The organism is Bacillus sp. FSL W8-0770, assembly GCF_038008705.1.
Taxonomy (GTDB): domain Bacteria; phylum Bacillota; class Bacilli; order Bacillales; family Bacillaceae_G; genus Bacillus_A; species Bacillus_A cereus.
Genome location: NZ_JBBOZR010000001.1, coordinates 646,664 through 670,466, shown reverse-complemented (window position 1 = coordinate 670,466; position 23,803 = coordinate 646,664). Strand labels below are relative to the sequence as shown.

Genomic DNA, 23,803 nt, shown 5'->3' with positions numbered 1-23,803 from the left:
TATGAATAAAATGTAATAGATTCTTAAATATTTAACAATTCCTATATTTAAAAAATACAAAAGATGCTAAAATCCAAATATAGAGAAAATATAACTTTCGAAGGCGGTTGAAATAAATACATGTTTACTCAAAAAAAATCACTCCAACATACAATTGCTCAATTAGAAGAGCGTATACAAGAATTAGAAGCAGAATTAAAACAAAAAGATATCGAAAAGCAAGAGACTATTTCTACTATCCACGATCGTGTACAAAGCGTTATCCAAGAGCATCAACTTGTAAATAACCAACATAATACACTTCAAAATTTAGTTCAACAGTTAAGTTCATGTTTCGAAAATGTTTCAACACGTACGACACATTCCAATGAGTTAAATAATGAAATGTTACAAAAGGAACAAAGCTTAATTCAGTCTATTGCAGAAATTATTGACTGCTCTAATGAAGGAAAAGAATCCGTTCACCGTTTACTTATTGTAATTAATAAATTAGGTGAACAATCTCAACGCACGTCTAATAGTATGAATCATCTAAGCGAACGCTCAAAGGAAATCGAGCAAATTGTAGAAGTCATTCAAAACATTGCAGCACAAACAAATTTACTTGCATTAAATGCGAGTATTGAAGCCGCACGTGCTGGAGAGCACGGTAAAGGATTCGCCGTCGTTGCCAATGAAGTAAGAAAACTAGCGGAAAGTACAGCAGAAAGTACAAAAAACATCGGCAACTTAACGAAAAAAATACAAGAAGAAATTGAAAAAGCATATGATAACACAAAAGATAATTTACATTTAGTCGATGAAGGTGTAGAAATGAGCGCCGATACAAATGCTAGAATTGAAAATATTTTAGTTATGATTCAAACGTTACAAAATGGTGCTACAAATGTTATTAAGGCTATCGAAAACCAAAAGTCTTGTAATGATGACATATTACGAGAATTCGCTAACACACAACAAATGTTCCAAAAATTAAATACTACTATTATGAATCATATTCATGATGCTGAAAAAGTCGATGTTCAATTATCTAAAAGTCTTCAAGGAACAGTGACTTCTTAATTAAAATTAAGAATCCCTTATACTGCTATAAGGGATTTTTATTTTATTTTGAATATTTATTTCTTTTCAATATTCATCCATATCTTTGTTATAATGGAAAAGTTGTTTCTTTCAACTAATAAACAAGGAGGTTATTATGGAACAATTTTACTACGTTTTAAAATATTTAATTCTCGGTCTGTTCCAAGGACTAACAGAACCAATTCCGATTTCTTCAAGTGGTCATCTCGTTTTAGCACAACATTTGCTAGGACTAAAAATAGAAGGGTTTAGCTTCGAACTACTTGTTAATTCAGCTTCATTATTAGCTGTATTACTTATTTATAGAAATGATTTAATTCGTCTAACGAAGAATGGTCTCTCTTATATATTTACAAGAGCAGAAGACGCAAAATCAGATTTCTTCTTTATTATTTATCTTGTTATTGCAACCATTCCAGCAGGTGTTATTGGTGTTTTATTTAAAGATTACATCGATCAGTACTTAAAAGGTGTGAAGATGGTTGGGGTTTCCCTTCTTATTACTGCTGTCGGCCTTTGGATTATTAGAAATTTACGCGGTCGTAAAAATGATGGCGACCTTTCTATGAAAGATGCAATCATCGTCGGATTAGCACAAGCTTGTGCACTGATTCCCGGAATAAGCCGATCTGGTGCCACAATCGTAGCAGCAATGTTACTTGGTATGAAGCAAGAAACAGCTCTTCGCTTCTCATTCTTACTATACATTCCTGTTAGCTTAGGTGGCTTATTGTTAAGCATTACAGACATTGCAAATGACCCAAATCTAGACACATTATTCGTACCATATGTCGTTGCATTCATCGCAACATTTATCATGACGTATATTTCACTAAAATGGTTTATGAACATTATGGCAAAAGGAAATTTAAAATATTTCTCTTTCTATTGTATTATCGTAGGTGTACTTACTCTTATTTTCTTATAAAGTAAAACTTACAAATTAAAAGCGAGTCATCTAGTGTAATAGAATGACTCGCTTTTTTATACCTTTATTAAGTTAAAACCTATTATTCACTTACAATTTTCAGAATAGTATAATATTTATCAAGTTCACTATTACAGTAATTCTATCTTTCCTACTATTATCGTAAAAGAGGTGTTTATATGTTTATAGTTACAAAACTCATTCACATTAAGTACGAATATGAAAATGAGCTACTTTATGGGCTTAAACAATATTATCCTTCCCCCGGAACGAACGGTTGTATTAACATAGAGTTTTCACCTGTTCATCGTACAAATGATAAGGCAGAGTATATGATTCGTATGTTATGGAAAACACAACAAGATTACCATACATGGCTTTCTCAAAAAGAAGGCAATGAAACTTTGAAGCACAAAATACAAGGCTATATCCTTTCTTCCAAATCAAATGCTACCTATGTGCATTAATCCTTCTCTTTTTATTCCTAACGAGGGCCAAAATGATAAAGTTAAATTAATCAGCCCTCATCAATTGGGCTGTTCACAAATAACGAGATAAGGACCCTCTTACTTTTCATACTGTAAGAGGGCTTCTCTTATGCATACACTTTCTTCTCTTGACAATACAAACGAATAACATGTTTATTTTGTTGAAATACATCATGCGTCAGCCGAATAATAATAAAGTTTCGTTTTGTTTGATCATCATGAACAAAAATCTGTTCTCCCTCCTGAAAACGCCATGCACTTTCAAAAGTCGTAATATGATCCCCACTTACAGAAAAAAGTTCATATCGCATCTCTTGTACCCTCTCTCAACTTATATAATCACAATATCCTTATATTAAATTTATTATAACTTAATCCCTATCAAATTAGTAATTTTTTCTATTTCGAAAGGTTTTAACTTTGTATTTAAATATTTTTAGCGCTATAATGATAAACGAATTTTTATTGAAAGGAGTTTTACTTTGACTGCATATTTATTTCCAGTGAAAACAGCATTTATTTTATTTCCTTTTTTAGCAATGTTTCTTTTAATCCCTTTTTTAATATTTAATTATCGAAAATACGGTTATTTAAATAAATGGCGCTCATTTATTTTATACTCACTATTACTTTACTTATTAAATGCCTATTTTCTTGTTATTTTGCCGTTGCCACAAACGTTTGATACTTGTAGCCTACAACCGGCTAATACACAACACATGCAACTCGCACCATTTTATTTCATACAAGAGATTAGTAGTCATACATCGGCAGTTTTAACGAAACCAGCTACTTATTTCTACTTATTAAAAGAGTCTGCGTTTTTACAAGTTGCCTTTAACGTTCTATTAACTGTTCCATTCGGTATTTACTTACGTTATTATTTCCGACGTAGTTTCTTACAAACAATTTGCATTTCCTTTTTCCTTTCACTATTTTTCGAGCTAACACAAGTGACTGGATTATACGGTATATACAATTGTGCATACCGATTATTTGATATCGATGATTTGTTTTTAAATACATTAGGTGGCGTAATTGGTTTTATCATTGCACCAATATTTACGTACTTCCTTCCGAAGACAAACGAGTTAGATAGTCATATTGATTTGGAAACGAAACCAGTCGGATTCATTCGTCGCCTTATCGCGATGCAAATTGATTGGATTTTCTTATCTATCGTCGTACCTGTCGTTAAAAACAAAGGAAATTCTTTCTTCGTTTCTAATATGCAATCTTACACCAATATGTATGAACTCATTTTCATTACGTGTTCAATCCTTATTTACTTTATTATTATTCCATACTTTACTAACGGAAAAACAATTGGGAAAGCATTGCTTCGCATTCACGTGAAAGGAAAATCAAATCGTATTACATTAAAAGAACTATTTATTCGCTACGGTATATTTTATTTTGCGTTAGGTGGAATCAATTATATTCTTTCTAGTAGCTCTATTTTAAATCACACAGAGCCTCTAATATTACTCGTTACATTGTTATTCCTATTCATCATTAACGGCCTATTTATTATTCATGTTTTACTACATGTATTTAGCCGGGATAAACTACTATTTTATGAACATATTAGTCATACAAGAAATGCAATTACACTAAAAAAAGCTGACAAATAATTATTTGTCAGCTTTTTCATATACATAATGTGAAACTTTAATTAGCCCTCACCTAACTTCTTTGCTTCCACTGAATTTTGACGTAGGGGTCTTACTGCCTGACAAATAGCGGGATAAATAACTTCTCCGCATAAGGATTAAAAAACATTCCAAGTTCATCTAGAGATTTCCTCACCTGTAAAAACGAATGAAACTCTGGATATATATATTGTAATTGTTCATACGATAATGTATGCATTTTCCCCCAATGTGGACGCCCTTCATACTTCAGAAAAATCTTTTCCACTTCGCCAAAGTAAGCAGCATATTTCATACCTTTATACATATGAACAGCGATATATGCTGAATCTCTTCCATAGGCCGGACTAAGCCATATATCATCCCCTTTCACATAGCGGCATTCGATTGGGAAGTGCACCTTATACTTTTTCTTTTCAATAAGATTTGAGATTTCTTCTACAACCGTCCTCATATACTTTGAAGGAATGCTATACTCCATTTCATAAAATGGCACCGTACGTGATGTAGCAAATACTTCATAGCTCGGGCCAATTATTTTTGTGTTTGGTACAGCTTTAGCTGATAACCGACTCACGCCTTTACTTATAGAAGGAAACCATTTACATCCTTTAGATAGTAAAGAGAACATCCTATTTTCAAGTAACTCCACCTTTAGTTTATGCCATTTCAAATCACTGCCTTTATTCGTTGTTTCGTTCGTAAGTTTCACTTGTACTTCATCAGAATAAGGAAAAACGAAAAATTCAAAATGACGATGCTTCTTATATTCTTCTAGTTTGTTCATTACAGTGGATAATGACTGTTTTTCACTTTCATAAACGAGTGAATACGCTGGAATAACCTTCAATTTTATCTTTACAATGATACCTAACATTCCAAGTGACAACTGAAACGCTCTCCAATATTCTACGTTCTCAGCTTCCGAACAAACTATACTCTCACCATTAGATAGAACTGCCGTAATCTCTATAACTTGTGTTGATAAACTCCCAAAGGTAATACCCGTTCCATGAGTCCCCGTACTAATCGCTCCTGCAATAGATTGCGAATCAATATCCCCTAAATTTTCTTGCGCATAACCTTTTTCCTCAAGTAACTTCCCTAAATCATATAACTTTGTTCCTGCCCATACTTCAGCAACCATCTTCTCTGCATCAATATTCACAATACCCTTCAATTCATCTAAAGAAACTAAAACTTCTTCCGTTTGCACAAGGGGGGTAAACGAGTGTCCTGAACCGACAACACGAATTTTCTTTCCCTTTTTTCGCGCAAGCCCCACAACTTCTACTACATCTTGTATACTTTCTGGATACATCGTATAATGCGGCGTTCCTTCTACATTCCCTGTCCAATTTCTCCACTTTTGTCCCTTTATAGAAAGCATTGGCCATCCCCCCGATATGTTGAATACTCCCCGACAATCTCTCCTTTTTTAACACGATATAAAAAAGGAAAGCGTTCACATAATTCACCAGCCTTACTATGACGAAACAAAATGGTCTCTCCTATATCCACTCGTTCCTCGCCGTTATAAAAAATTGGCGTTTGTACCTCGCCAGCACCTTCTAAAGCTAATAATTTTGCACCCTTCGGTCTCCAAACTTCAGGCTCTTTATCTTTTCCAACTGCTCCTGAAGCAATATATCCACCACCTAGGCAAGTGTAAATAAACGGGACTGGTTTACGCACAACTGGTAAGGCAAATCCGACCGCTGGATGAAATTTCACCTCTTTATAATAATCAAACAGCTTCGGAGAATAAAAAGCAGAACCTATTGTAATCTCTGAAACTGAATTATCTTTCTCGGTTGTTTTTATGCTTCCTGTTCCGCCTCCATTTACAAACCTTAGCTCAATACCAATGTTTTGTATTGCTTTTACAATATGTTCTCTTCTTTCTTTAACTTCTAGCACTGATTTCTGCTTTAAATACGAAATCACTTTACTTTTCAACCATTGATTCGGTATATAATCGCCCACCCCGGCAATTTGAGCTTCATATCCCATTACACCATCTAACATTAAATATGATGACCTTCTCACCTTTTCTACTACTTTCAACGCATCCTGCACATTTTTTACTGGGGACCTTTGTACACCAAAATGAAATTGAAAGAAGCGACTACTCATATCAATATCCAAACAAACACGAAAACATCCTTTAGATTGCTCAGCAATGTTTTCTAAATACACAATATGCTCTTCACAATCCACCATACAAGTTATAATGAAACCTTCCTTTGTTAACAAACTAATTTCATACAGAGCTCTTTCATCGTAAGCAGGATATCCAAGCAATAAATCATTAAATCCTTGTTCTATTAAAAATAAAATCTCTCTAGGTGAAAAGCACATAATACCTTGAAATCGATCATTTGCAGCTAGTATCTTTTGCATAATCGGAACAGAGCGTAACGATTTACTCGCTATACGAATCTTTTTATTTCCACTTAACTCTATAATCGATTGAATATTTCTATCTAAAGCCACTTCATCCAAAAATGCACAAGGTAATGGAACTTCTTTAAAAATTCCTCGATCCACATTTTTCTCTCCTCTTCTCAATATGTCTTATACATATTGGAAAGAAAGTGTGATTTTCCTGTTTGCAAATAAAAAAAGTTTCTTCTTTACGAAGAAACTTTTTGAAACTACTTCATAGAAATAGTCGCCTCTACTGGATAATGATCAGAGTAATCATTATACGTATATTTTTGGAACCATGATGTAACAGTCCATTGTGGAGATTGCGGCTGTAACACCTTATTCTCTATATACGATGGGTTCGCATGGTCTTTACTTGCAATAATATAATCTAAATACTCAGCAGGACTATCAGGGAAATTATATTTTGCAATACTGTTTGTCGTTGCGTCCCAAGTCGCTGTATGTCCAGTATAAGATGGTACAGAAGCGTTCAATGTTTTAAACATAGATGCATACTCTGAGTCATTCTTGTTCTCTGCATTTATTTTATTTACGTTCATATCACCACCAATTAACACATACTCATTATTTGGTATATTTTTATTTTTAATAAAGTCTTGAATTTCTTTTAATTGGTCTGTACGTACAGATGCAGGTGAAGTTTTTCCGCACATACTATCTTCCGCTTGCAAATGCGTACCAATTACATGAACAAAGTGATCATTTTTCTTAATTTTCGTGTATACAAATCCTTTATTCGATAAATTATCTGGCCCGCATCCTTTTGCAAATACATATTGAATCTTTTCAGCGATTGGCCATTTGCTCACAATCGCAACGCCACCATCTTCAGGAGTTGAAGATGAATAGTTTCCTAACGTTTTATCCCATTCACTTCCACTACTACGACCTAATACTGCTGTTTGATTTGGATATTCTTTCTTCAAATTCCCTAATAAACGATCTGATGCGCTATTATCAAACACTTCATTTAATATAACTACGTCTTGATTCTTTATATAATCTGCCGCCCCGATTAAATCAGCACGCTCAGTTTGTCCCCAGTTCGGATATAAGTTTGTTGATAGCATATATACATTATGCGTCATCACTTTTAATGTATCGTTTTGATTTGTAGACGCTTCTGCTTGAGCTGACGTTCCGCTATATAAAGCTCCTAGACCAACACCTAAGCTAAGTACACCTTTTAGCAATTTACCTTTCACGTTTCATACCTCCATGTATTGTATAGTGATAAAAAGGCCAAATACTCTATTCTGAGATTTGACCTTTTTTAAATACTTAACGATTTCCGTACGTATCAAACCAAAGCTGAATATATCCAGCAGTAACACGTTGTGCATCCATTAAACGCTTACCTGTCATTGGTGTAACTTCAGCGCGCCATTTATCTGCATATTCTTGTGATACAGCAGCTCTCACGAACCAATCTTTCGTATTATCATTTACAATGCCAGCGTAATCTTGTTTCGCAACTACTGCCGCTCCATGAATCCAATCTTCTGGATTCGTACCTTTCCAGTTCCAATATCCATTTCCATCCGTTACTTTATAGTTATCTTTTATCGTATCTACAAAGTTTTCATATTTAGAATGGAACCCTTGTGGATACGAAAGGTTCGTAAAGTTTGCTGCATGCATCGGTTGGTTTACATCCCCTAGATAATGAAGAGATAATCCTAAATAGAAGAATGCTTGTTTCATATCTTTATTTTTGTAAGACTCACCAGCTAATTTAAAATACTTAGCTCCAGTTTCCTTTGCCTGCTTTGCATACGGAATATAAGTTTTCCCATTGTCAGGGTCATAGAAATGTGAAGCAAATGTGCTATTATCATAGTAAGGATTTTCATAGTCAGCAGCATAAATACCGTTCTCTAACTCCGTACGCCATTCATTTAATAGTGCAACTCGATCTTGTTTTACAAGTGTTGTATTACGAGACATAATATCAATTGCACGGTTTACAATCCATAAATGAGAATTCACGCCTTCTTTATGTTTATCTTCAGCAGACCAGCGCGGAATAACTCCAAATCTCTGTCCCCCATCATTTTCATGAGCAAATGCAACACTTTGTAATGGAGCAACTAATGTAATAGCTGCCGCTAAAGCAAGTACTTTCTTTTTCATATAAAATCCTCCATTTTATAATTGAATTATTGTAAACATTTTGTTAGGATCCTATGATGTCGTCCGGTTAACCTATGACTAGAATATCCCACCTTTCACGAAATTTCTATCAATAAATTAAAATATGCAAATGTTCATATCATTATAACTTTATACACAGTGAATATAATGAATGAATACACTTTCATTTTAATAAACTATTATTAAGGCTTGTCTAAACTAATGTAAAAAAAGAGTAAAGCATCTGAATGCTTTACTCTTTTTTTCTATTCGATAATATACTTGGCAATTGTACATTAACTGCTAACTTATGAATAAATCCAAACACTAATCCAATCCCAATAAATATGTATAAGATTGTAAATATCTTTCCGAAATCAGTTTGCGGACTAAAATTCCCATCACCGACAGTCGTCAACGTGACCACACTAAAATATAAAGCGTCAATAGGACGTAATTCTTCAACTGTACTATAAAAAATCGTACCCGATATTAAAGTCAAAATTGTTAATACGAATAATACTTGAAATTCTTTATCTTTCCACGCTCGTAAACAGGCTCTTAACATTCGCTTTAAAGTTAACAAAAATGAAAGCATTAGATTCTCCCTTCCAAACAAAAATACATTTAGTCAAAGGAAAGTCTATCACCTTTCAGTATAGAAAAAAAGTAGCCCTCTTCTATTTCTAGAAAAGGGCTACTCTATTCGATTCTATCTTATTTAGGTGAAACAAGAATTTTCACTTGTGTTTTATCTTTTACAAGTGCTTCAAATCCTTCTTCAACAACTTGATCGACTGTAATTTTTTTCGTAATTAATTTCTCTGCTTGAATTTGACCAGAGCTAATTAATTTAATAACAGCTGGGAAGATGTGACGGTATCCTAAAATACCAATAACTTCTTTTTCTTTTAATACTAAGTTATTTGGAGTAATTGTTGCGTCTTTTTCCCATACACTAACAATTACAGTTTGTCCTTCGAAGCTTGTACTTTCAATCGCTTGACGTAGTACAACTTCAACACCTGTTACTTCAAAGCTAACATTTACACCTAAACCATTTGTTAAGTTACGAATTTCAGCTAACACATCTTGAGTTGCTGGATTTAATACATAATCCGCACCTGCTAATTTCGCTAACTCTTGACGTTCTTTAGAAAGTTCAACTGCAATAACAGGAGTTGCTCCTGCTGCTTTAGCTGCTTGGATAACAAGAAGTCCAATTGGACCGCAACCAAATACTGCTACAGCTTCCCCTTCTTTTAATTTACTTTGACGTACTGCATGAACTGCTACTGCTGCTGGTTCTACAAGCGCACCTTGTTCATACGTCATTTCATCTGGAATGTGATGAACCATATCTTCTGGTACTACTGTATATTCAGAGAAACCGCCGCCTTCTCCGCCAAGACCGTGGAAAACAAGTTGTTCACAAACATTGTAATGTCCATGTTTACAAGCTTCACATTTACCACAAGAATAAATTGGTTCTACAACAACGCGGCCTCCCACTTTATGAGATGTAACTCCTTCACCAATCTCTATTACCTCACCACTAAACTCATGCCCTAAAATAACAGGTGCTTTCACATGTGTTAATGGATGTTCTTCTGTTGGAATAAAAATAGGCCCTGCTAAATATTCATGCAAGTCTGTCCCACAAATACCACACCATTTAACTTTGATTTTCACTGTTCCTGGTTTTACTGTTGGTTCTGGTACTTCTTCTACTCGTACATCACGTTGATTATGCCAAAGTAGTGCTTTCATTTTATACATCCCTCTCTATGTATATACTTAACCTGGTGAAGTTTACAATTCTATTATAATACTTCTATCCATATATTTCAAAAAAACAATCGCATCTCTACTAATTTTTTACAAATAACGTTCAATATTTTGTCACTTTGTACTTTTTTCCACATCTGTTAATTCAATTTCATTGCAGGTGAAATTAGCATTGTGCCATAATAGCATAGGAGAGGTGAATATCGCTTGAAACATTTTATTTACTTTATCGTTATCGTGGCTTTTTTAGATACATTTTCACAATTACCTATTATGAGTACTTTCGCTCAAAGCCTTGGAGGAACCCCTCTTATTATCGGGCTAGTTGTCGGTATGTACTCATTCGCTAATATGATCGGTAATATTATTGCTGGAGCAGCTGTCGATAAATTTGGTGCAAAAAAAATCCTTTATATAAGCATGGGAATTACGAGTTTCATAGTCTTGTTATACACCGTTGTTCAAAGTGGTGAACAACTATTAGTTGTTCGCTTTATGCATGGATTTAGTGATGGCTTTTTAATTCCTGCTGCCTTTACATTCTTATCAAAACAAACAAATGCAAAAAGACAAGGAAAAGCAATGGCTCTATCTGGTGCTGCTGTTGGAACAGCCGCAATCGTAGGACCGGCTTTCAGCGGTATTATGAAAGCAACAGCTGGCGTAGAATGGGTCTTCATTACTATTTCTATTTTAATGGCTCTTGGTTCGATCGTATCTCTATTCTTCTTACCAAATAACGTATCAAGAAAAGATACATCAAGAACGCAAATGATGAACAAAGAAGATATGGTTGAACTTTTAAAATCAGAACCGTTATTACAAGCATATATTGGTGCTTTCACATTAATGTTTTCACAAGGAATTGTCACTTATATGTTACCAGTAAAAGTTGAGGCATTAGCGCTTAAAGCATCCACAACAGGCATGATGTTAAGTATATTTGGTATAACTGCTATCCTATTCTTCTTGCTTCCAACAAATCGTATTTACGATCGATTTAATCGTTCGAAACTAATGCTAATCGGAATTGCAGTTATGGCATTCGCATTATCTTTACTCGGATTATTTGCTACAAAAGGTATGCTCTTTATCGTAATGATGATTTATGGAATTGGATTCGCAATCCTCTTCCCGTCTATTAACGCTTTACTCGTTGAAAATACTACAGACGATAATCGCGGAAAGGCATTCGGATTATTTTATGCCTTCTTCTCATTAGGAGTTGTTGCTGGCTCCTTTACAGTCGGCGCAATCGGAGCATCACCCAGCATCAGCTTCATTATCGGGACAGCATTTTTATTAACATTTGCTGGGATGATTTATGTAAGAAGCAAAGTAAAAAAGACAATGATGGGATAATCCATCATTGTCTTTTTTAAAATGCATATTGATATAATCCGTAATATAATGGAAGCGTTGGAATAATGCCAATTAATTTAAATATAAAAGGTAACGGCTCATCTCGCTCTTCATATAAACGAAAAACAAAAACTGCAGTTAAAGTCCAAATGACGCTAAACAAGAAGATACATTTCCAAACAATTGAGGTTAATATTTGTATATCAAATACAAAACCAAAGAGCCCTATCCACGTAATAATAGAAACTACAAAGTCAAACTTTTGAATTGGTGTTTGAAACATGCCCCTTACTAACGAAATAATAGCTAACATTGCTACAATAACTAAATATATTTTCCAAAGCATTATGATAATCTCCTATTCAATTCAACTTTTAACTTTCAATAAGCCGTATTTAATAAACAATATAGCATTATATTTTTCATAGAAATAATACAATGGATAACAAAATAAGAAGAAAATAAGTACAGTTGGTACATCATCTATAATAGAAAAATATTTTACTAGTAATTCCTTAATACTCTCTCCAATTATAATAAACAGTGGAATGATACAAATTGCTGCTAATATTAAGCACGGTGTGATTCTCATTTCTTTTAACTTCACCTTGCAGTGTAGACATCTGAATGAAAAAGGATGCGGGAGATCAATAATATGTTGCGCAGTAATCTCTCCTTCACACTGTGGACATTCAATTATTTCTTTCATTTAACTCAACTCCTTTCTATCTACAAAAAGAGCACTATCCAATAGCGCTCTTTTACTGCCGAATATATTACTTTTGTGTGTAACCAAGTAACCAAGTAACAATGTAAATAAATTAAACTGTAAAGGCAATACTACATTTCTTCTTTTACAAAAAAGGTGTATAAATACCGACGATACTTCGACAATTTCCTCGGAAATATTTCCTTTCCCCACATAATTTGATACACTACATATGAACAGAGACTTGTATTACATAAGCTAAAATAATAACTTACTGTACAAATTAAAAAGCACACTCTTCATATGAAGAATGTGCTTTTATGTTATTAGCGTTTAATCCAAACAGCGCCTGCCGATTTATCTTCTGCCTGTCCAACAACTTGGAATTTAAGTCCAAGGTTTGGAACTTTTCTTCCTGCGTCTGCAATTTGCTTGTTACTATATACTTTTGAATCATCAAAAGTTGTAACACCTTGTAATCCAGAATAGTTAAACTGACCACGTGTTAATGAATTTACACTCCATGCTGGTGTTTTATCAAATGAAAATGCAGCATCTGCAATTTGCATGCCCGTATTACCGTATGCTGGTTTCCCGTTTAAATTACCAACTAGCGCTTCTGGATGAGAGTCAACAACACCAAGGAATCCTTCACCTGGATGCATCCCAACCCAGTTATCTTTAAAGCTATCATCTGCATACCAAACGACAAGACCTGTATTGTACACTGGACCTTTTCCTGCTTTTAATCCATTATCTGATCCCGCATAGTTTCTCCATTCTAAGTAGTAATAATGAGCTTTCTTCTCTGTCCCATCAGAAACAACAAAACCATTTAAATTCATTTTAGAATTTCCTTCTGCATCATCAGAAAATACAACTTGTCCATCAACAGTTACATTTACATTATCCATCGCAAAACCTTTATATGTTACAGCCGGATCTGTAATATAGTCGAATTGTAGTTTCACTTTTTTGCCTTTAAATTGACTTAAATCATATGATTTATCAATCCATTTCCCATCTGTTGTATCTTTATCTCCTTGGACTACTTTTTCTCCAAGTCTATCAATTAACGTCTTCGTTCCATCTTCTGTTACTGCATGTACTTCGACGAAATCGCACTCTGCTTCTAACTCATAATTTGCTTTATAATCGAATTTTGCATTTGTTCCCTTTGTTAAATCAAAGAATGGTGTCTCTAACGTTGTATGCATATCATCGCCTCTTGTACTATAATATGCATGCTTTCCAAACTCCGGTTTAATCGTTTCAACACTTTTACCTGGTAAGTTAACACGTACAACGCCTGGACGATTTGATTTCGTAACACTTTGATCAATATAGGTAGGAACTCCCACACCACTCTTAATTTTATCGTAATCTACTTCTAATATTTTTGCCCAGTTGCCACCCATATTCTTTTGTAAGAAGTCTTTATTTTGTGGTGAAAAACTAGTCGGCTCTGTTCCTGCGATTTTCCCTGTCCAACTACCTCCACTCATTAATGACCAAGCTTCGACTGGTGAACCATTTCCAGTATATTTCGTGTCATATTCATCTGGTAATCCAAGATCATGTCCAAATTCATGTGCAAACACACCTACAGCTCCATCTTCTGGTTCAATTGTGTAATCATGTGCTGCTACTTTACCACCAAAGTAATCTACCTTTGATTTCGTACCTTCAATCGCTACTGGATCTACTGCTAATTTTGAACGATGTGACCAGATCGCATCATCACCTAATTTACCGCCACCAGCTTCTTGACCAACACCAGCATGGATTACCATTAAATGATCAATTACACCGTCAGGTTCATTTTGATTCCCGTCCCCGTTTGTATCATATCTATCAAATTGATCAAACTGGGATAAATCTAGTCCTTTCTCAGCAGCTGCATGCAAAGCTTCTTTCACTAAATCACGTGCACCTTTCGGACCTTTATTATCGTGACCACTGCTACCATCAGCTCCATAATCAGATGCTTTTCCTGGAACAGTTAGCCACTCCGTTACATATCCATCTGTCGTATAACTACCACCAGACTGCTCTTCATAGTATTGTTTAAACGTTTTTACTTTTGAACCATCAAATAAAGTATAAGGCTCATTACCGAACAACATCTTTTGATAATGTTCTCTACTAAAGTCTTTCGAATACATATAACCTGGTGTTTGATCAATATTATTATGTTTATAATCACTAAATTCAACGAGTAGCACTAATACTTTATCCGATCGAACAGATCCCTTATATGGAGCTTGCTTTGCTTTTGAAGTTGGAACTTGCCCATTCAATTGATTTTTATTTGGTTCTGGCTTTTGCTCAAGGCTAACATTTTTTTCAGCCTTTTTTACATTTTCCTTTTCTTCCATCTTTTTCTCTTTTACTTTTTTTGTGAAATCAGACGTTTCTTGTGAGTGAGCATCTGGAAGAATTTCTTTATTCGCCTGATCTCCTTGTTTCTTTTCAATATATTGCTCAACAGCTTTTTTCGTCTCTTCTTTAGAAGATGATGGATTAATTGTTCCTCTTTCTTTCAGTGCTTCCGCTAAACGATCTTCTTGAATTAAATTGTAATCAATTGGTGTTGTAGATACATTATCTTTCTTTTTTGCTGCCGTTTCTGCATATGCTAACGGAGCACTCATTACAGATGTACATCCGATAATTGCCGCAATTGCTAATGATGACAACACTTTAAATGGTGCTTTTCTTCTCATTCCATTTCTCCCCTTTTATAAAACTTAAAATTCAGATAAATTGGTGCATTTTTGTCAAAATCTCTGTTTACTACCCTCCCTATATAAAAAGACATAATTCTATAAACATTAAGCTTTTTGTTATAGAATCATGCCCTCCAGTTTTCTGGTCAGACCCTCTATCTTTTTATCCCTTGGTTCAATTAATAATCAGTGGGGGGATGAACAAAGCCCCCACTGATTAAAGTTTCACTTTATGTCGAAATATGAAAAATAAAGAGTTATGTGATATATATTAAATATCTTATATAACAAATTTAAAAGACAATATGCAAAATTGCATGAAAATTCTTTTAAATAAAAAAAGAATCCTAGTCAATTAAACTAGGATTCTTGCTTTTCTATTATTTCTCTTGTGTTTTTTCCCAATCAGCTAAGAATTTCTCAATTCCTTGATCTGTTAATGGGTGCTTCACTAATGAAGCAATTACGTTTGCTGGGATTGTTGCAATATGTGCACCGTTTAATGCTGCGTCAGTTACGTGAACACTGTGACGTACAGATGCTGCAATGATTTCTGTTTCGATGCCATGAATTGCAAAGATTTCTGCGATTTGACGAATTAAATCCATACCGTTATGACCGATATCGTCTAAGCGACCTAAGAATGGTGAAACGTATGTTGCACCAGCACGAGCCGCAAGTAATGCTTGAACTGCTGAGAACACTAATGTAACGTTTGTACGAATTCCTAAATCAGAGAACGCTTTTACTGCTTTTAAACCTTCTGTTGTCATTGGAACTTTTACTACAACGTTTGGAGCAATCTTCGCTAGTTCTTTTCCTTCTTCAATCATCTTATCAGCTTCTAAGCTAATTACTTCTGCACTTACAGGTCCTTCTACAACGTTGCAAATTTCACGAATGCGTTCGTGGAAATCTACGCCTTCTTTTGCTACAAGTGATGGATTTGTCGTTACTCCAGCTAATACACCTAATTCATTTGCCTCTTTAATTTCGTTAACGTTTGCTGTATCAATAAAGAATTTCATTTGTTGTTCTTCCTTCCTAATTTTCATTTTATATTTATTTATTTTTCTTAATAAGCTCTAATTCAATCGGAATAGATTTGTCCACTTTTTTACCTTGTGTTATCTCTTTTGCTGTTTGCATCGCCTTCTCCCCGATTAATTCCGGTTTTTGAGCAACTGTTGCAGCCATACGCCCATCGTTAACCGCTTTCACTGCATCGTCTGTTGCATCAAATCCAACAACGACTACATCTGTTTTTCCAGCAGACTTCAATGCTTCAAGTGCACCTAATGCCATCTCATCGTTATGCGCAAACACGGCTTTAATATCACCATTTGCTTGCAAAATGTTTTCCATAACAGATAATCCTTTCGCTCTATCAAAATCAGCTGCTTGTTTTGCAACTACTTTTAAAGACTTATCGGCTACGTTATGGAATCCTTTCCCACGTTCACGAGCAGCGGAAGATCCAGGGATTCCTTCTAACTCAGCAACGTTTGCTCCTTCGCCAACTAATTCACGAATGTAATCACTAGCCATTTGACCACCTTCGATATTGTTAGAAGCAATGTGAGAAACAACCTTACCTGAATTCGCAACGCGGTCTACTGTAATAACAGGAACATTTGCTGCATTTGCCGCACTTACTGCTGAAGCAACAGCATCTGAATCGGTCGGATTAATAACAACTACATCGACACCCTTTTGAATTAAATCTTCAACATCGTTCGTTTGCTTTGCTGCATCATTTTGTGCATCAACAGCAATTAATTCAATGCCACTATCTTTCGCTTTCTTTTCTGCACCCTTTTTCAAAGTTACAAAAAAGGGATTATTTAAAGTTGAAACAGAGAATCCAACTTTAATAGTTTTATTTCGACCTTTATCGCTAGAATCCTTTGCCCATTCTGGCGGTTCCATTGAACAACCAGCAGTAATGACCATAATACATGCAACGAGTATAAGTAACCATTTCTTCATGAACTGTCCCTCCATTACGCTTCTTTTCTGCGATCAATTAATACAGCTAGTAAGATTACAAGTCCTTTTACAACTTGTTGGAAGAAAGAAGATACACCTAATAAATTTAAACCGTTATTTAATACACCGATAATAAGTACACCGATGAATGTACCAACAATCCATCCTCTTCCCCCAGAAAGACTTGTTCCACCTAATACAACTGCTGCAATTGCATCTAATTCATAAGAAGTACCTGCAGTCGGCTGTGCAGAATCTAATCGTGATGTTAAGACAATACCTGCAAGCGCTGCCAAAATTCCGGAAAGACCGTAAATCATTACTTTAATTCTCGTAACATTAATACCTGATAGTGCTGCTGCTTCTTCATTTCCACCAATTGCAAATGTACGGCGACCAAATGTCGTTTTCTTCAAAATGAAGTACAGTACTGCGAAAGCGATCATCATTGTAACAGCTGGTACCGGAATACCAAGAAAATAACCGCGGCCAAACATTTGGAACATTAAATGATCACCAAGACCAGTGATCGGACGTCCGTCCATATAAACAAGCGTCAACCCACGAAAAATAGTCATTGTTGCCAAAGTTGCAATAAATGGAGCTACTTTTCCTTTCGCAATGATGATACCGTTTACAATTCCCATTACAAGACCTGCTAATAATCCAACTGCCATTGCAAGGAACGGATCCATGCCACTTGCCATCATTCCAGCAACAAGTGCACTTGATAATGCTAAAATAGAACCTACCGATAAGTCAATACCCCCTGTTAAAATTACGAAGGTCATTCCGAATGCAATAAGCGCATTAATCGATACTTGACGCAGTATATTAAATAAATTTGGAATTTCAATAAACGCTGGATTTAAAGCTGTAATTACGACGATAATTAATACTAAACCGATTAAAGAACCGAGTTGTTGTAATACATTCCCCTTCTTAGCCATCCTTACTCTCCCCCTGTAGCTAGTGCCATAATAGACTCTTGTGATGCCTCATCTTTCCCTAAAATTCCGCCGACTTTTCCTTCATGAATAACAAGAACTCGATCACTCATCCCTAAAACTTCCGGAAGCTCAGATGATACCATAATAACGGCATCGCCTTGCTCTGTAAGCTTATTCATAATAGAGTAAATTTCTTTTTTCGCTCCAACATCAACACCTCTTGTTGGCTCATCTAAAATGAGTAATTGCGGATGAATGCCTAGCCATTTTGCGATTACAATCTTTTGCTGATTTCCACCAGAAAGAGATTTCACTGCCTGCTCTCCGCTAGATGCTTTCACATTAAGAAGCTTCATCATATCCTCTGTAAACTGTTGTTCTAGCTCGTTGCTTAGAATACTTCCCTTTGAAAGACTTTCTAAATTCGGTAAAGCTAAATTTTCTCGAATTGAAAAATCTAACACTAATCCTTCAGACTTTCTATCTTCTGTAATAAAAGCAATTCTTTGTCTAATTGCATCTATTGGACTATCAATCTTTACTTCTTGTCCATTTATAAAAATTTGTCCAGAGTCTAAAGGTTCATAACCAAATATCGCTTTCATAATATCAGTGCGACCAGCCCCCATCAAACCAGCTACACCAAGGATTTCACCTTTCCTCACTTGAAACGAAACATTTTCAAATTTCCCTTTCTTCGTTCCGTTACGCATTTCAAAAATGACATCACCAATTTGACTATTTCGCTCTGGATAACGTTCACCAATGCTGCGCCCCACCATCATACTCACTACTTCATCAAATGATGTTTCTGGAATTAATCTCTTTCCGACGTATTCTCCATCACGCAAAATCGTAATAGCATCACATATTGAGAAAATCTCTTCCATACGATGCGAAATGTACACGAATGAAACACCTTCTTTACGTAACTTATTGATTACTGTAAAGAGCGTTTCGATTTCACGATCCGTCAGTGCCGCAGTAGGCTCATCCATAATAATAACGCTCGCGTTTGTCATTAATGCTTTCGCAATTTCGATAATTTGCTGTTGTCCAACCGATAATTCCTCTGCTAACATAGCGCCTCTTACATGCAACCCTAACTCCGCTAGTTGCTGCTGCGCAATCGCATTCATTTGTCGAGTGCGTAAAATACCTGTTTTCCCATACATTAACTCTTTACCGAGAAACATATTTTCAGCTACTGTTAAATTCGGCAATATGTTTAGTTCTTGATGTATAAATGCGATGCCGTACTCTTCAGCTTCTTTCGCATTTTTAAAGGTGCGCTCTTGCCCATCAATTGTGATTGTCCCACCATCTTTTTTGTATACACCTGTTAAAATCTTCATGAGTGTTGATTTACCCGCTCCATTTTCCCCCATCAATGCATGGACTTCTCCTGTTTCAATCATAAACTGTGCATTCTTCAAAACAGGATTTCCATTGAACGCCTTTGAAATGTTTTTCATTTCAATATGCATTCCCATCACTTCCCTTTATTAAAAAATCACGCCTGCATGTAAAATTACATTTGCATAAGGCGTAGCCTCGCCTGTACGAATAATCGCCTTCGCTTTCTTTGTATGCTCTTTAAATTGCTCATGAGATACATACTCAAATGCTGGCTCTATTAATTTCTGCTCTATTTCTTTATTTACTTCCGCATTATTTATAATGACTTCTTCTGCTAACGTCACTTTTTCGATTGCCATATCATCAGCTACCACTTGCAATACATCTAAAAAGCTAGGTTTTCCAATTTCAACAGCTAAATCAATTCTTTTTACTCCGTCAGGAATTGGTAAACCGCAATCAGCAATTACAATCGTATCCGTATGCCCAAGTAAAGCAAGGATTGATGCAATCTCACTGTTTAATACGCCGTGTTTCTTCATCCAACAATCACCTGCACTTCACGTACTTTATCTCTCGTTGGCATGCCGCCTTGCGCCCCAAGTTTCGTTACAGAAAGACCACCGGCAATATTCGCGAAACGAATTGCTTTTTGAAGTGTCTCTCCTTCAGAAAGTGCAACTGCTAACGCACCATTAAATGTATCACCAGCTCCAGTTGTATCCACTACATCAACAGCAATGCTAGGAACATGTACAATCTCCGTGCCATTATGGAAACGAACACCGTTAGAACCTTCTGTCATCAATAATTTATTGGGATACTTCGCCAATAAATCTTCAATTGGTGATGTAAAATCATCTAATACGATGCGGCACTCATGTTCATTTGGCGTAATATAAGTCGCTTTTTCTAAAATTTCTTCTGATAAAACTTGTGCTGGCGCTGGATTCAACATAACAGGAATATTATGTTCCTCACAAATAGCCAATACATATTTTACTGTTTCAAGTGGAATTTCTAGTTGAAGAACAACCATATCCGCTTTTACAAGAAGGTCTTTGGAGCGATCTACAACTGACTTATTTACAAGAGCATTCGCCCCTTGTACGACAACAATACTGTTATCTTCTTCTGCTAAAACGATATGAGCAATTCCTGTCGTTCTATCTGTAACCGGTACCACATAATCGATAAAAATGCGTTCGTTCTCTAGATTTTTTCTAACTACTGTTCCATAATCATCATTTCCTACCGCTCCAACCATTGCTACATTTGCTCCTAATCTAGCTGCAGCAACTGCTTGGTTTGCTCCTTTCCCTCCTGGAATTGTATGAAACGCTTCACCAATTACTGTTTCTCCTGCTTTCGGCCGTTTTTTTGAAACAGCCACTAAGTCCATTGAAATGCTCCCTACTACTGCAATATTTGGCATCTGTTTCATCTCCTTACTTCGTTGTATTTCGTTCTATAATTTCAATCGGCAAACGATAGTGTTTCTCTTTTAATGTATTTCCTTCCATTTGCTCTAACAACAACTCTGTTGCAATTTTCCCCATTTCATATATTGGTTGTGCAACTGTCGTAATAGATGGATACATCATTTCCGTTAAAGAAATGCCATCAAATCCGATAATTTGCAAATCATTTGGAATGACAATCCCCTTTTGAAGTGCAGCCTTTACAATACCGATCGCAATTAAATCATTCCCAGCAACAATACCATCAATATGCGGGTATTCTTCTAATAATTCCATCGCTACACGCTCACTATTTGCTGGATCAAACGTACTCTCTGCAATCATATACGAAAGATTATTTTGCGTAATAACGTCTACAAAACCTTCAAAGCGTTCATTTGCAGTACTCACATCACGTGGACCGCGAATATGTGCAATATGTTTACATCCTTTATCTAGTAACAACTTTGTCGCAGCCTGACTTCCTGCATAGTTATCTGCATATACAGTAGGAATACGCTCATTAAACATACGGTCAATCGCAACAACTGGAACAGATACATTCATGTAATTAACACTATTTTGTGGATTCGTTGCTACAATAAATCCATCTACATTATTTTGTCTAAGTACATCAATATATTGTTTCTCTTTTTCTAAACTTTCATCAGAGTTACAAAGGACAACTGTGTAACCTTGTTTATGTGCTACATCTTCTACGGCACGTGCAACTTCCGGAAAGAATGGATTCACGATATTTGGAACAACTAAGCCAATTAAACGAGACTTTTTATTATACAGTGAACGCGCTACTGTACTAGGCTTATAATCTAACATCTCAATTGCACGTTCTACCTTTTTTAATGTATCTTCGTGAACATATCCATTTTTATTTAGAACTCTGGAAACGGTCGCAACAGATACTCCCGCTAATTTCGCAACGTCTTTGATCGTACTCATTCTCTTTTCTCCTCATTTCATGTAACCGTTTACAGAAAATAATATAACGTATTTCTAAAAATACGTCAATCATTTCTCACTAAAAAGCTTTTAAGGTTATACTCAAAAAAGCACCGCCATAAGGCGATGCTTCTTCATTACGAGTATGATACAGTTTTTTCTTTTTCTTCTACAACAGGCTCTTTAGCATCTTTTTTACGATCTGATAATTTAATTTTTTGTAAGAAAATCGTAAAGATGGCACCTACTACGATAAATACTAATCCTGTTAAGAATACAGTATGAAGCGAGTCTACTAAAGAGTTTTTCAAAATAGGTACAATACTGTTAGCGAACGCTTCTGGCATTTGTTTTAATGCCTCTGGGCTAAATAGCATCGAATATAAACCTTGTGGATCTGTGTGAATCATATCTTTAAATTTCGTTACCATTTGTCCCGCTTCTTTCGGGAATGTATCTAATACAGGTACTAAATTCTTTGTTAATGTCGTACCTGAAGTGTTATTCATAATTGATCCTAAAATTGTAATACCAAATGTACCACCGATTTGTCGGAAGAACTGACTTGATGATGTTACAACACCAAGGTCTTTTTTCGGGAAGCTTTCTTGTAACGCTAATGTTAATGTCGGCATTACAAGACCCATTCCTAAACCGATAACCATCATATAAGAAGTAGCTGTAAGCTTCGTTGTGTGCATATCCATCGTTGTTAATAACCAGAAACCACCGGCCATAATAAGCATACCTGCGATAATTTGTGGTTTTACACCAACTTTTAATACAAGTTGCCCACCGATAATACTCATCACAATCATTGTAATCATCATTGGAGTCATAATTGTTCCTGATTCAGCAGCACTTACTCCTACAATACCTTGCATGAAGAATGGTACGAACATAATCGCGCCGAACATTCCAATACTCATAAAGAATCCAATCGCATTCAGTATTGTAAATGTGCGATTTTTAAAGAAATGCATTGGTAAAATTGGCTCTTCAGCTTTCGTTTCAACGATAACAAAGCTAACGATACCAATTACAGCTAGTGCAAATAAACCGATAATTTGCCAAGAATCCCATGCATAATCTTTTCCGCCAAACGTTAGCGCAAGTAATAAACTTACAACACCGAGAATCATCGTAAAGATTCCAGCGATATCAATTTTAATTGGTCCTGTTTGTTTATGCGATTTTAATCCCATTGCAATAAAGATTGTTGCTAAAATACCAACCGGTAAGTTAATGTAGAATACCCATCTCCAGTTCACTGCATCTACAATCCAACCACCAACTTGCGGTCCAATTACAGAAGCAAGACCGTATAACGCACCAAAAATACCTTGCCATTTCGCACGTTCTTTTCCCGTGAACATATCTCCAATAATAATCATAGCCATTGGCATCATAATACCGCCACCAAGACCTTGAATACCACGGAAAATAATTAATTCTGTCATACCATTCGCCATACCACATAACGCCGAACCAATCATGAAAATAACTAGCCCTGTTATATATACGTTACGACGACCAAGTAAATCCGCTAATTTACCTGCAATTGGTACAACTGTCGTTGATGTTAACATATAAGCTGTCGTTAACCATGTCATTAAACTTAATCCGCCTAGGTCACCGACGATACGTGGCATTGCTGTACCAACAATTGTTCCATCTAATGCAGCAAATAGCATCGCGATTACTAAACCGATTAACAACAACTTTCTATTTTGATTTTCTTGTTGCTCCATGTAATCTC

At 35.6% G+C, this 23,803-nt stretch carries 22 protein-coding genes and 1 pseudogene; 5 read left to right on the top strand and 18 right to left on the bottom strand.

From position 1 onward, the window contains the following. Positions 1-531: 531 nt before the first annotated feature. From NST27_RS29505 to NST27_RS03400, 3 genes and pseudogenes are all read left to right on the top strand, one after another. Positions 532-1,062 (top strand): annotated as a pseudogene (locus NST27_RS29505) (methyl-accepting chemotaxis protein); the annotation flags it as partial. A gap of 136 nt (positions 1,063-1,198) precedes the next feature. Continuing rightward, complete coding sequence (locus NST27_RS03405) at positions 1,199-2,011, top strand: undecaprenyl-diphosphate phosphatase (protein ID WP_000434796.1); 813 nt, start codon at positions 1,199-1,201, stop codon at positions 2,009-2,011. Positions 2,012-2,190: 179 nt separating this feature from the next. After that, on the top strand, positions 2,191-2,478 hold the full coding sequence (locus tag NST27_RS03400; RefSeq protein ID WP_000471239.1) for a hypothetical protein: 288 nt from the start codon (positions 2,191-2,193) through the stop codon (positions 2,476-2,478). 128 nt (positions 2,479-2,606) lie between these two features. On the opposite strand, the gene NST27_RS03395 is transcribed toward NST27_RS03400, so the two are convergent. Next, a complete protein-coding gene (locus NST27_RS03395) occupies positions 2,607-2,810 on the bottom strand; it encodes a hypothetical protein (protein ID WP_001268332.1) in 204 nt (67 codons plus the stop codon). A gap of 171 nt (positions 2,811-2,981) precedes the next feature. On the opposite strand from NST27_RS03395, the gene NST27_RS03390 reads away from it, so the two are divergent. After that, complete coding sequence (locus NST27_RS03390) at positions 2,982-4,133, top strand: VanZ family protein (RefSeq protein WP_000128012.1); 1,152 nt, start codon at positions 2,982-2,984, stop codon at positions 4,131-4,133. Positions 4,134-4,224: 91 nt separating this feature from the next. Here NST27_RS03390 and NST27_RS03385 read toward each other — a convergent pair whose 3' ends face one another. The 6 genes from NST27_RS03385 to bdhA all read right to left on the bottom strand — a co-directional run bounded on the left by NST27_RS03385 (position 4,225) and on the right by bdhA (position 10,508). Continuing rightward, the gene (locus tag NST27_RS03385) at positions 4,225-5,541 is read right to left on the bottom strand and encodes a D-arabinono-1,4-lactone oxidase (protein WP_000948950.1); all 1,317 of its coding nucleotides are present in this window, start codon (positions 5,539-5,541) and stop codon (positions 4,225-4,227) included. Next, positions 5,529-6,701, bottom strand: coding sequence for an amino acid deaminase/aldolase (locus tag NST27_RS03380; protein WP_000373743.1), 1,173 nt, complete (start codon positions 6,699-6,701; stop codon positions 5,529-5,531). The genes NST27_RS03385 and NST27_RS03380 overlap by 13 nt, the downstream gene beginning before the upstream one ends. A gap of 107 nt (positions 6,702-6,808) precedes the next feature. Next, complete coding sequence (sph, locus tag NST27_RS03375) at positions 6,809-7,810, bottom strand: sphingomyelinase C (RefSeq protein ID WP_000676789.1); 1,002 nt, start codon at positions 7,808-7,810, stop codon at positions 6,809-6,811. Positions 7,811-7,886: 76 nt separating this feature from the next. Continuing rightward, complete coding sequence (gene cerA, locus NST27_RS03370) at positions 7,887-8,738, bottom strand: phospholipase CerA (protein ID WP_000730997.1); 852 nt, start codon at positions 8,736-8,738, stop codon at positions 7,887-7,889. A gap of 253 nt (positions 8,739-8,991) precedes the next feature. Next, positions 8,992-9,336: a potassium channel family protein gene (locus NST27_RS03365; protein WP_000948209.1), complete on the bottom strand. Its 345-nt coding sequence runs from the start codon at positions 9,334-9,336 to the stop codon at positions 8,992-8,994. A gap of 119 nt (positions 9,337-9,455) precedes the next feature. Further along, complete coding sequence (gene bdhA, locus NST27_RS03360; protein ID WP_000645829.1) at positions 9,456-10,508, bottom strand: (R,R)-butanediol dehydrogenase; 1,053 nt, start codon at positions 10,506-10,508, stop codon at positions 9,456-9,458. Between the two features lie 225 nt (positions 10,509-10,733). On the opposite strand from bdhA, the gene NST27_RS03355 reads away from it, so the two are divergent. Further along, positions 10,734-11,888 (top strand): MFS transporter, encoded by a 1,155-nt coding sequence (locus tag NST27_RS03355; RefSeq protein ID WP_000680154.1) that lies wholly within the window; start codon positions 10,734-10,736, stop codon positions 11,886-11,888. A 16-nt stretch (positions 11,889-11,904) separates the two neighbouring features. On the opposite strand, the gene NST27_RS03350 is transcribed toward NST27_RS03355, so the two are convergent. The 11 genes from NST27_RS03350 to NST27_RS03300 all read right to left on the bottom strand — a co-directional run bounded on the left by NST27_RS03350 (position 11,905) and on the right by NST27_RS03300 (position 23,795). Beyond that, a complete protein-coding gene (locus NST27_RS03350; RefSeq protein ID WP_000964465.1) occupies positions 11,905-12,234 on the bottom strand; it encodes a hypothetical protein in 330 nt (109 codons plus the stop codon). A gap of 21 nt (positions 12,235-12,255) precedes the next feature. Continuing rightward, positions 12,256-12,597 carry a hypothetical protein gene (locus NST27_RS03345; RefSeq protein ID WP_000658665.1) on the bottom strand — a complete coding sequence of 114 codons (342 nt, stop codon included), beginning with the start codon at positions 12,595-12,597 and terminating at the stop codon, positions 12,256-12,258. 326 nt (positions 12,598-12,923) lie between these two features. Then, on the bottom strand, positions 12,924-15,323 hold the full coding sequence (inhA2, locus tag NST27_RS03340) for a M6 family metalloprotease immune inhibitor InhA2 (RefSeq protein WP_001252961.1): 2,400 nt from the start codon (positions 15,321-15,323) through the stop codon (positions 12,924-12,926). Between the two features lie 383 nt (positions 15,324-15,706). After that, a complete protein-coding gene (gene fsa, locus NST27_RS03335) occupies positions 15,707-16,354 on the bottom strand; it encodes a fructose-6-phosphate aldolase (RefSeq protein ID WP_000667698.1) in 648 nt (215 codons plus the stop codon). Positions 16,355-16,388: 34 nt separating this feature from the next. Further along, a complete protein-coding gene (gene rbsB, locus NST27_RS03330; protein ID WP_000758974.1) occupies positions 16,389-17,315 on the bottom strand; it encodes a ribose ABC transporter substrate-binding protein RbsB in 927 nt (308 codons plus the stop codon). 14 nt (positions 17,316-17,329) lie between these two features. Continuing rightward, positions 17,330-18,265 carry an ABC transporter permease subunit gene (locus tag NST27_RS03325; RefSeq protein WP_001074641.1) on the bottom strand — a complete coding sequence of 312 codons (936 nt, stop codon included), beginning with the start codon at positions 18,263-18,265 and terminating at the stop codon, positions 17,330-17,332. A 2-nt stretch (positions 18,266-18,267) separates the two neighbouring features. Further along, complete coding sequence (gene rbsA / locus NST27_RS03320) at positions 18,268-19,752, bottom strand: ribose ABC transporter ATP-binding protein RbsA (RefSeq protein ID WP_001986250.1); 1,485 nt, start codon at positions 19,750-19,752, stop codon at positions 18,268-18,270. 18 nt (positions 19,753-19,770) lie between these two features. Beyond that, on the bottom strand, positions 19,771-20,166 hold the full coding sequence (rbsD, locus tag NST27_RS03315; RefSeq protein WP_000716154.1) for a D-ribose pyranase: 396 nt from the start codon (positions 20,164-20,166) through the stop codon (positions 19,771-19,773). Next, positions 20,163-21,059, bottom strand: a complete 897-nt coding sequence (gene rbsK, locus NST27_RS03310; RefSeq protein ID WP_001132864.1) for a ribokinase — start codon at positions 21,057-21,059, stop codon at positions 20,163-20,165. The genes rbsD and rbsK overlap by 4 nt, the downstream gene beginning before the upstream one ends. Positions 21,060-21,072: 13 nt before the next feature. Next, entirely contained in the window at positions 21,073-22,044 is a 972-nt protein-coding gene (gene rbsR, locus NST27_RS03305) for a ribose operon transcriptional repressor RbsR (protein ID WP_047385621.1), read from the bottom strand. 137 nt (positions 22,045-22,181) lie between these two features. Next, on the bottom strand, positions 22,182-23,795 hold the full coding sequence (locus tag NST27_RS03300) for an MDR family MFS transporter (RefSeq protein WP_000437646.1): 1,614 nt from the start codon (positions 23,793-23,795) through the stop codon (positions 22,182-22,184). Positions 23,796-23,803: the final 8 nt, after the last annotated feature.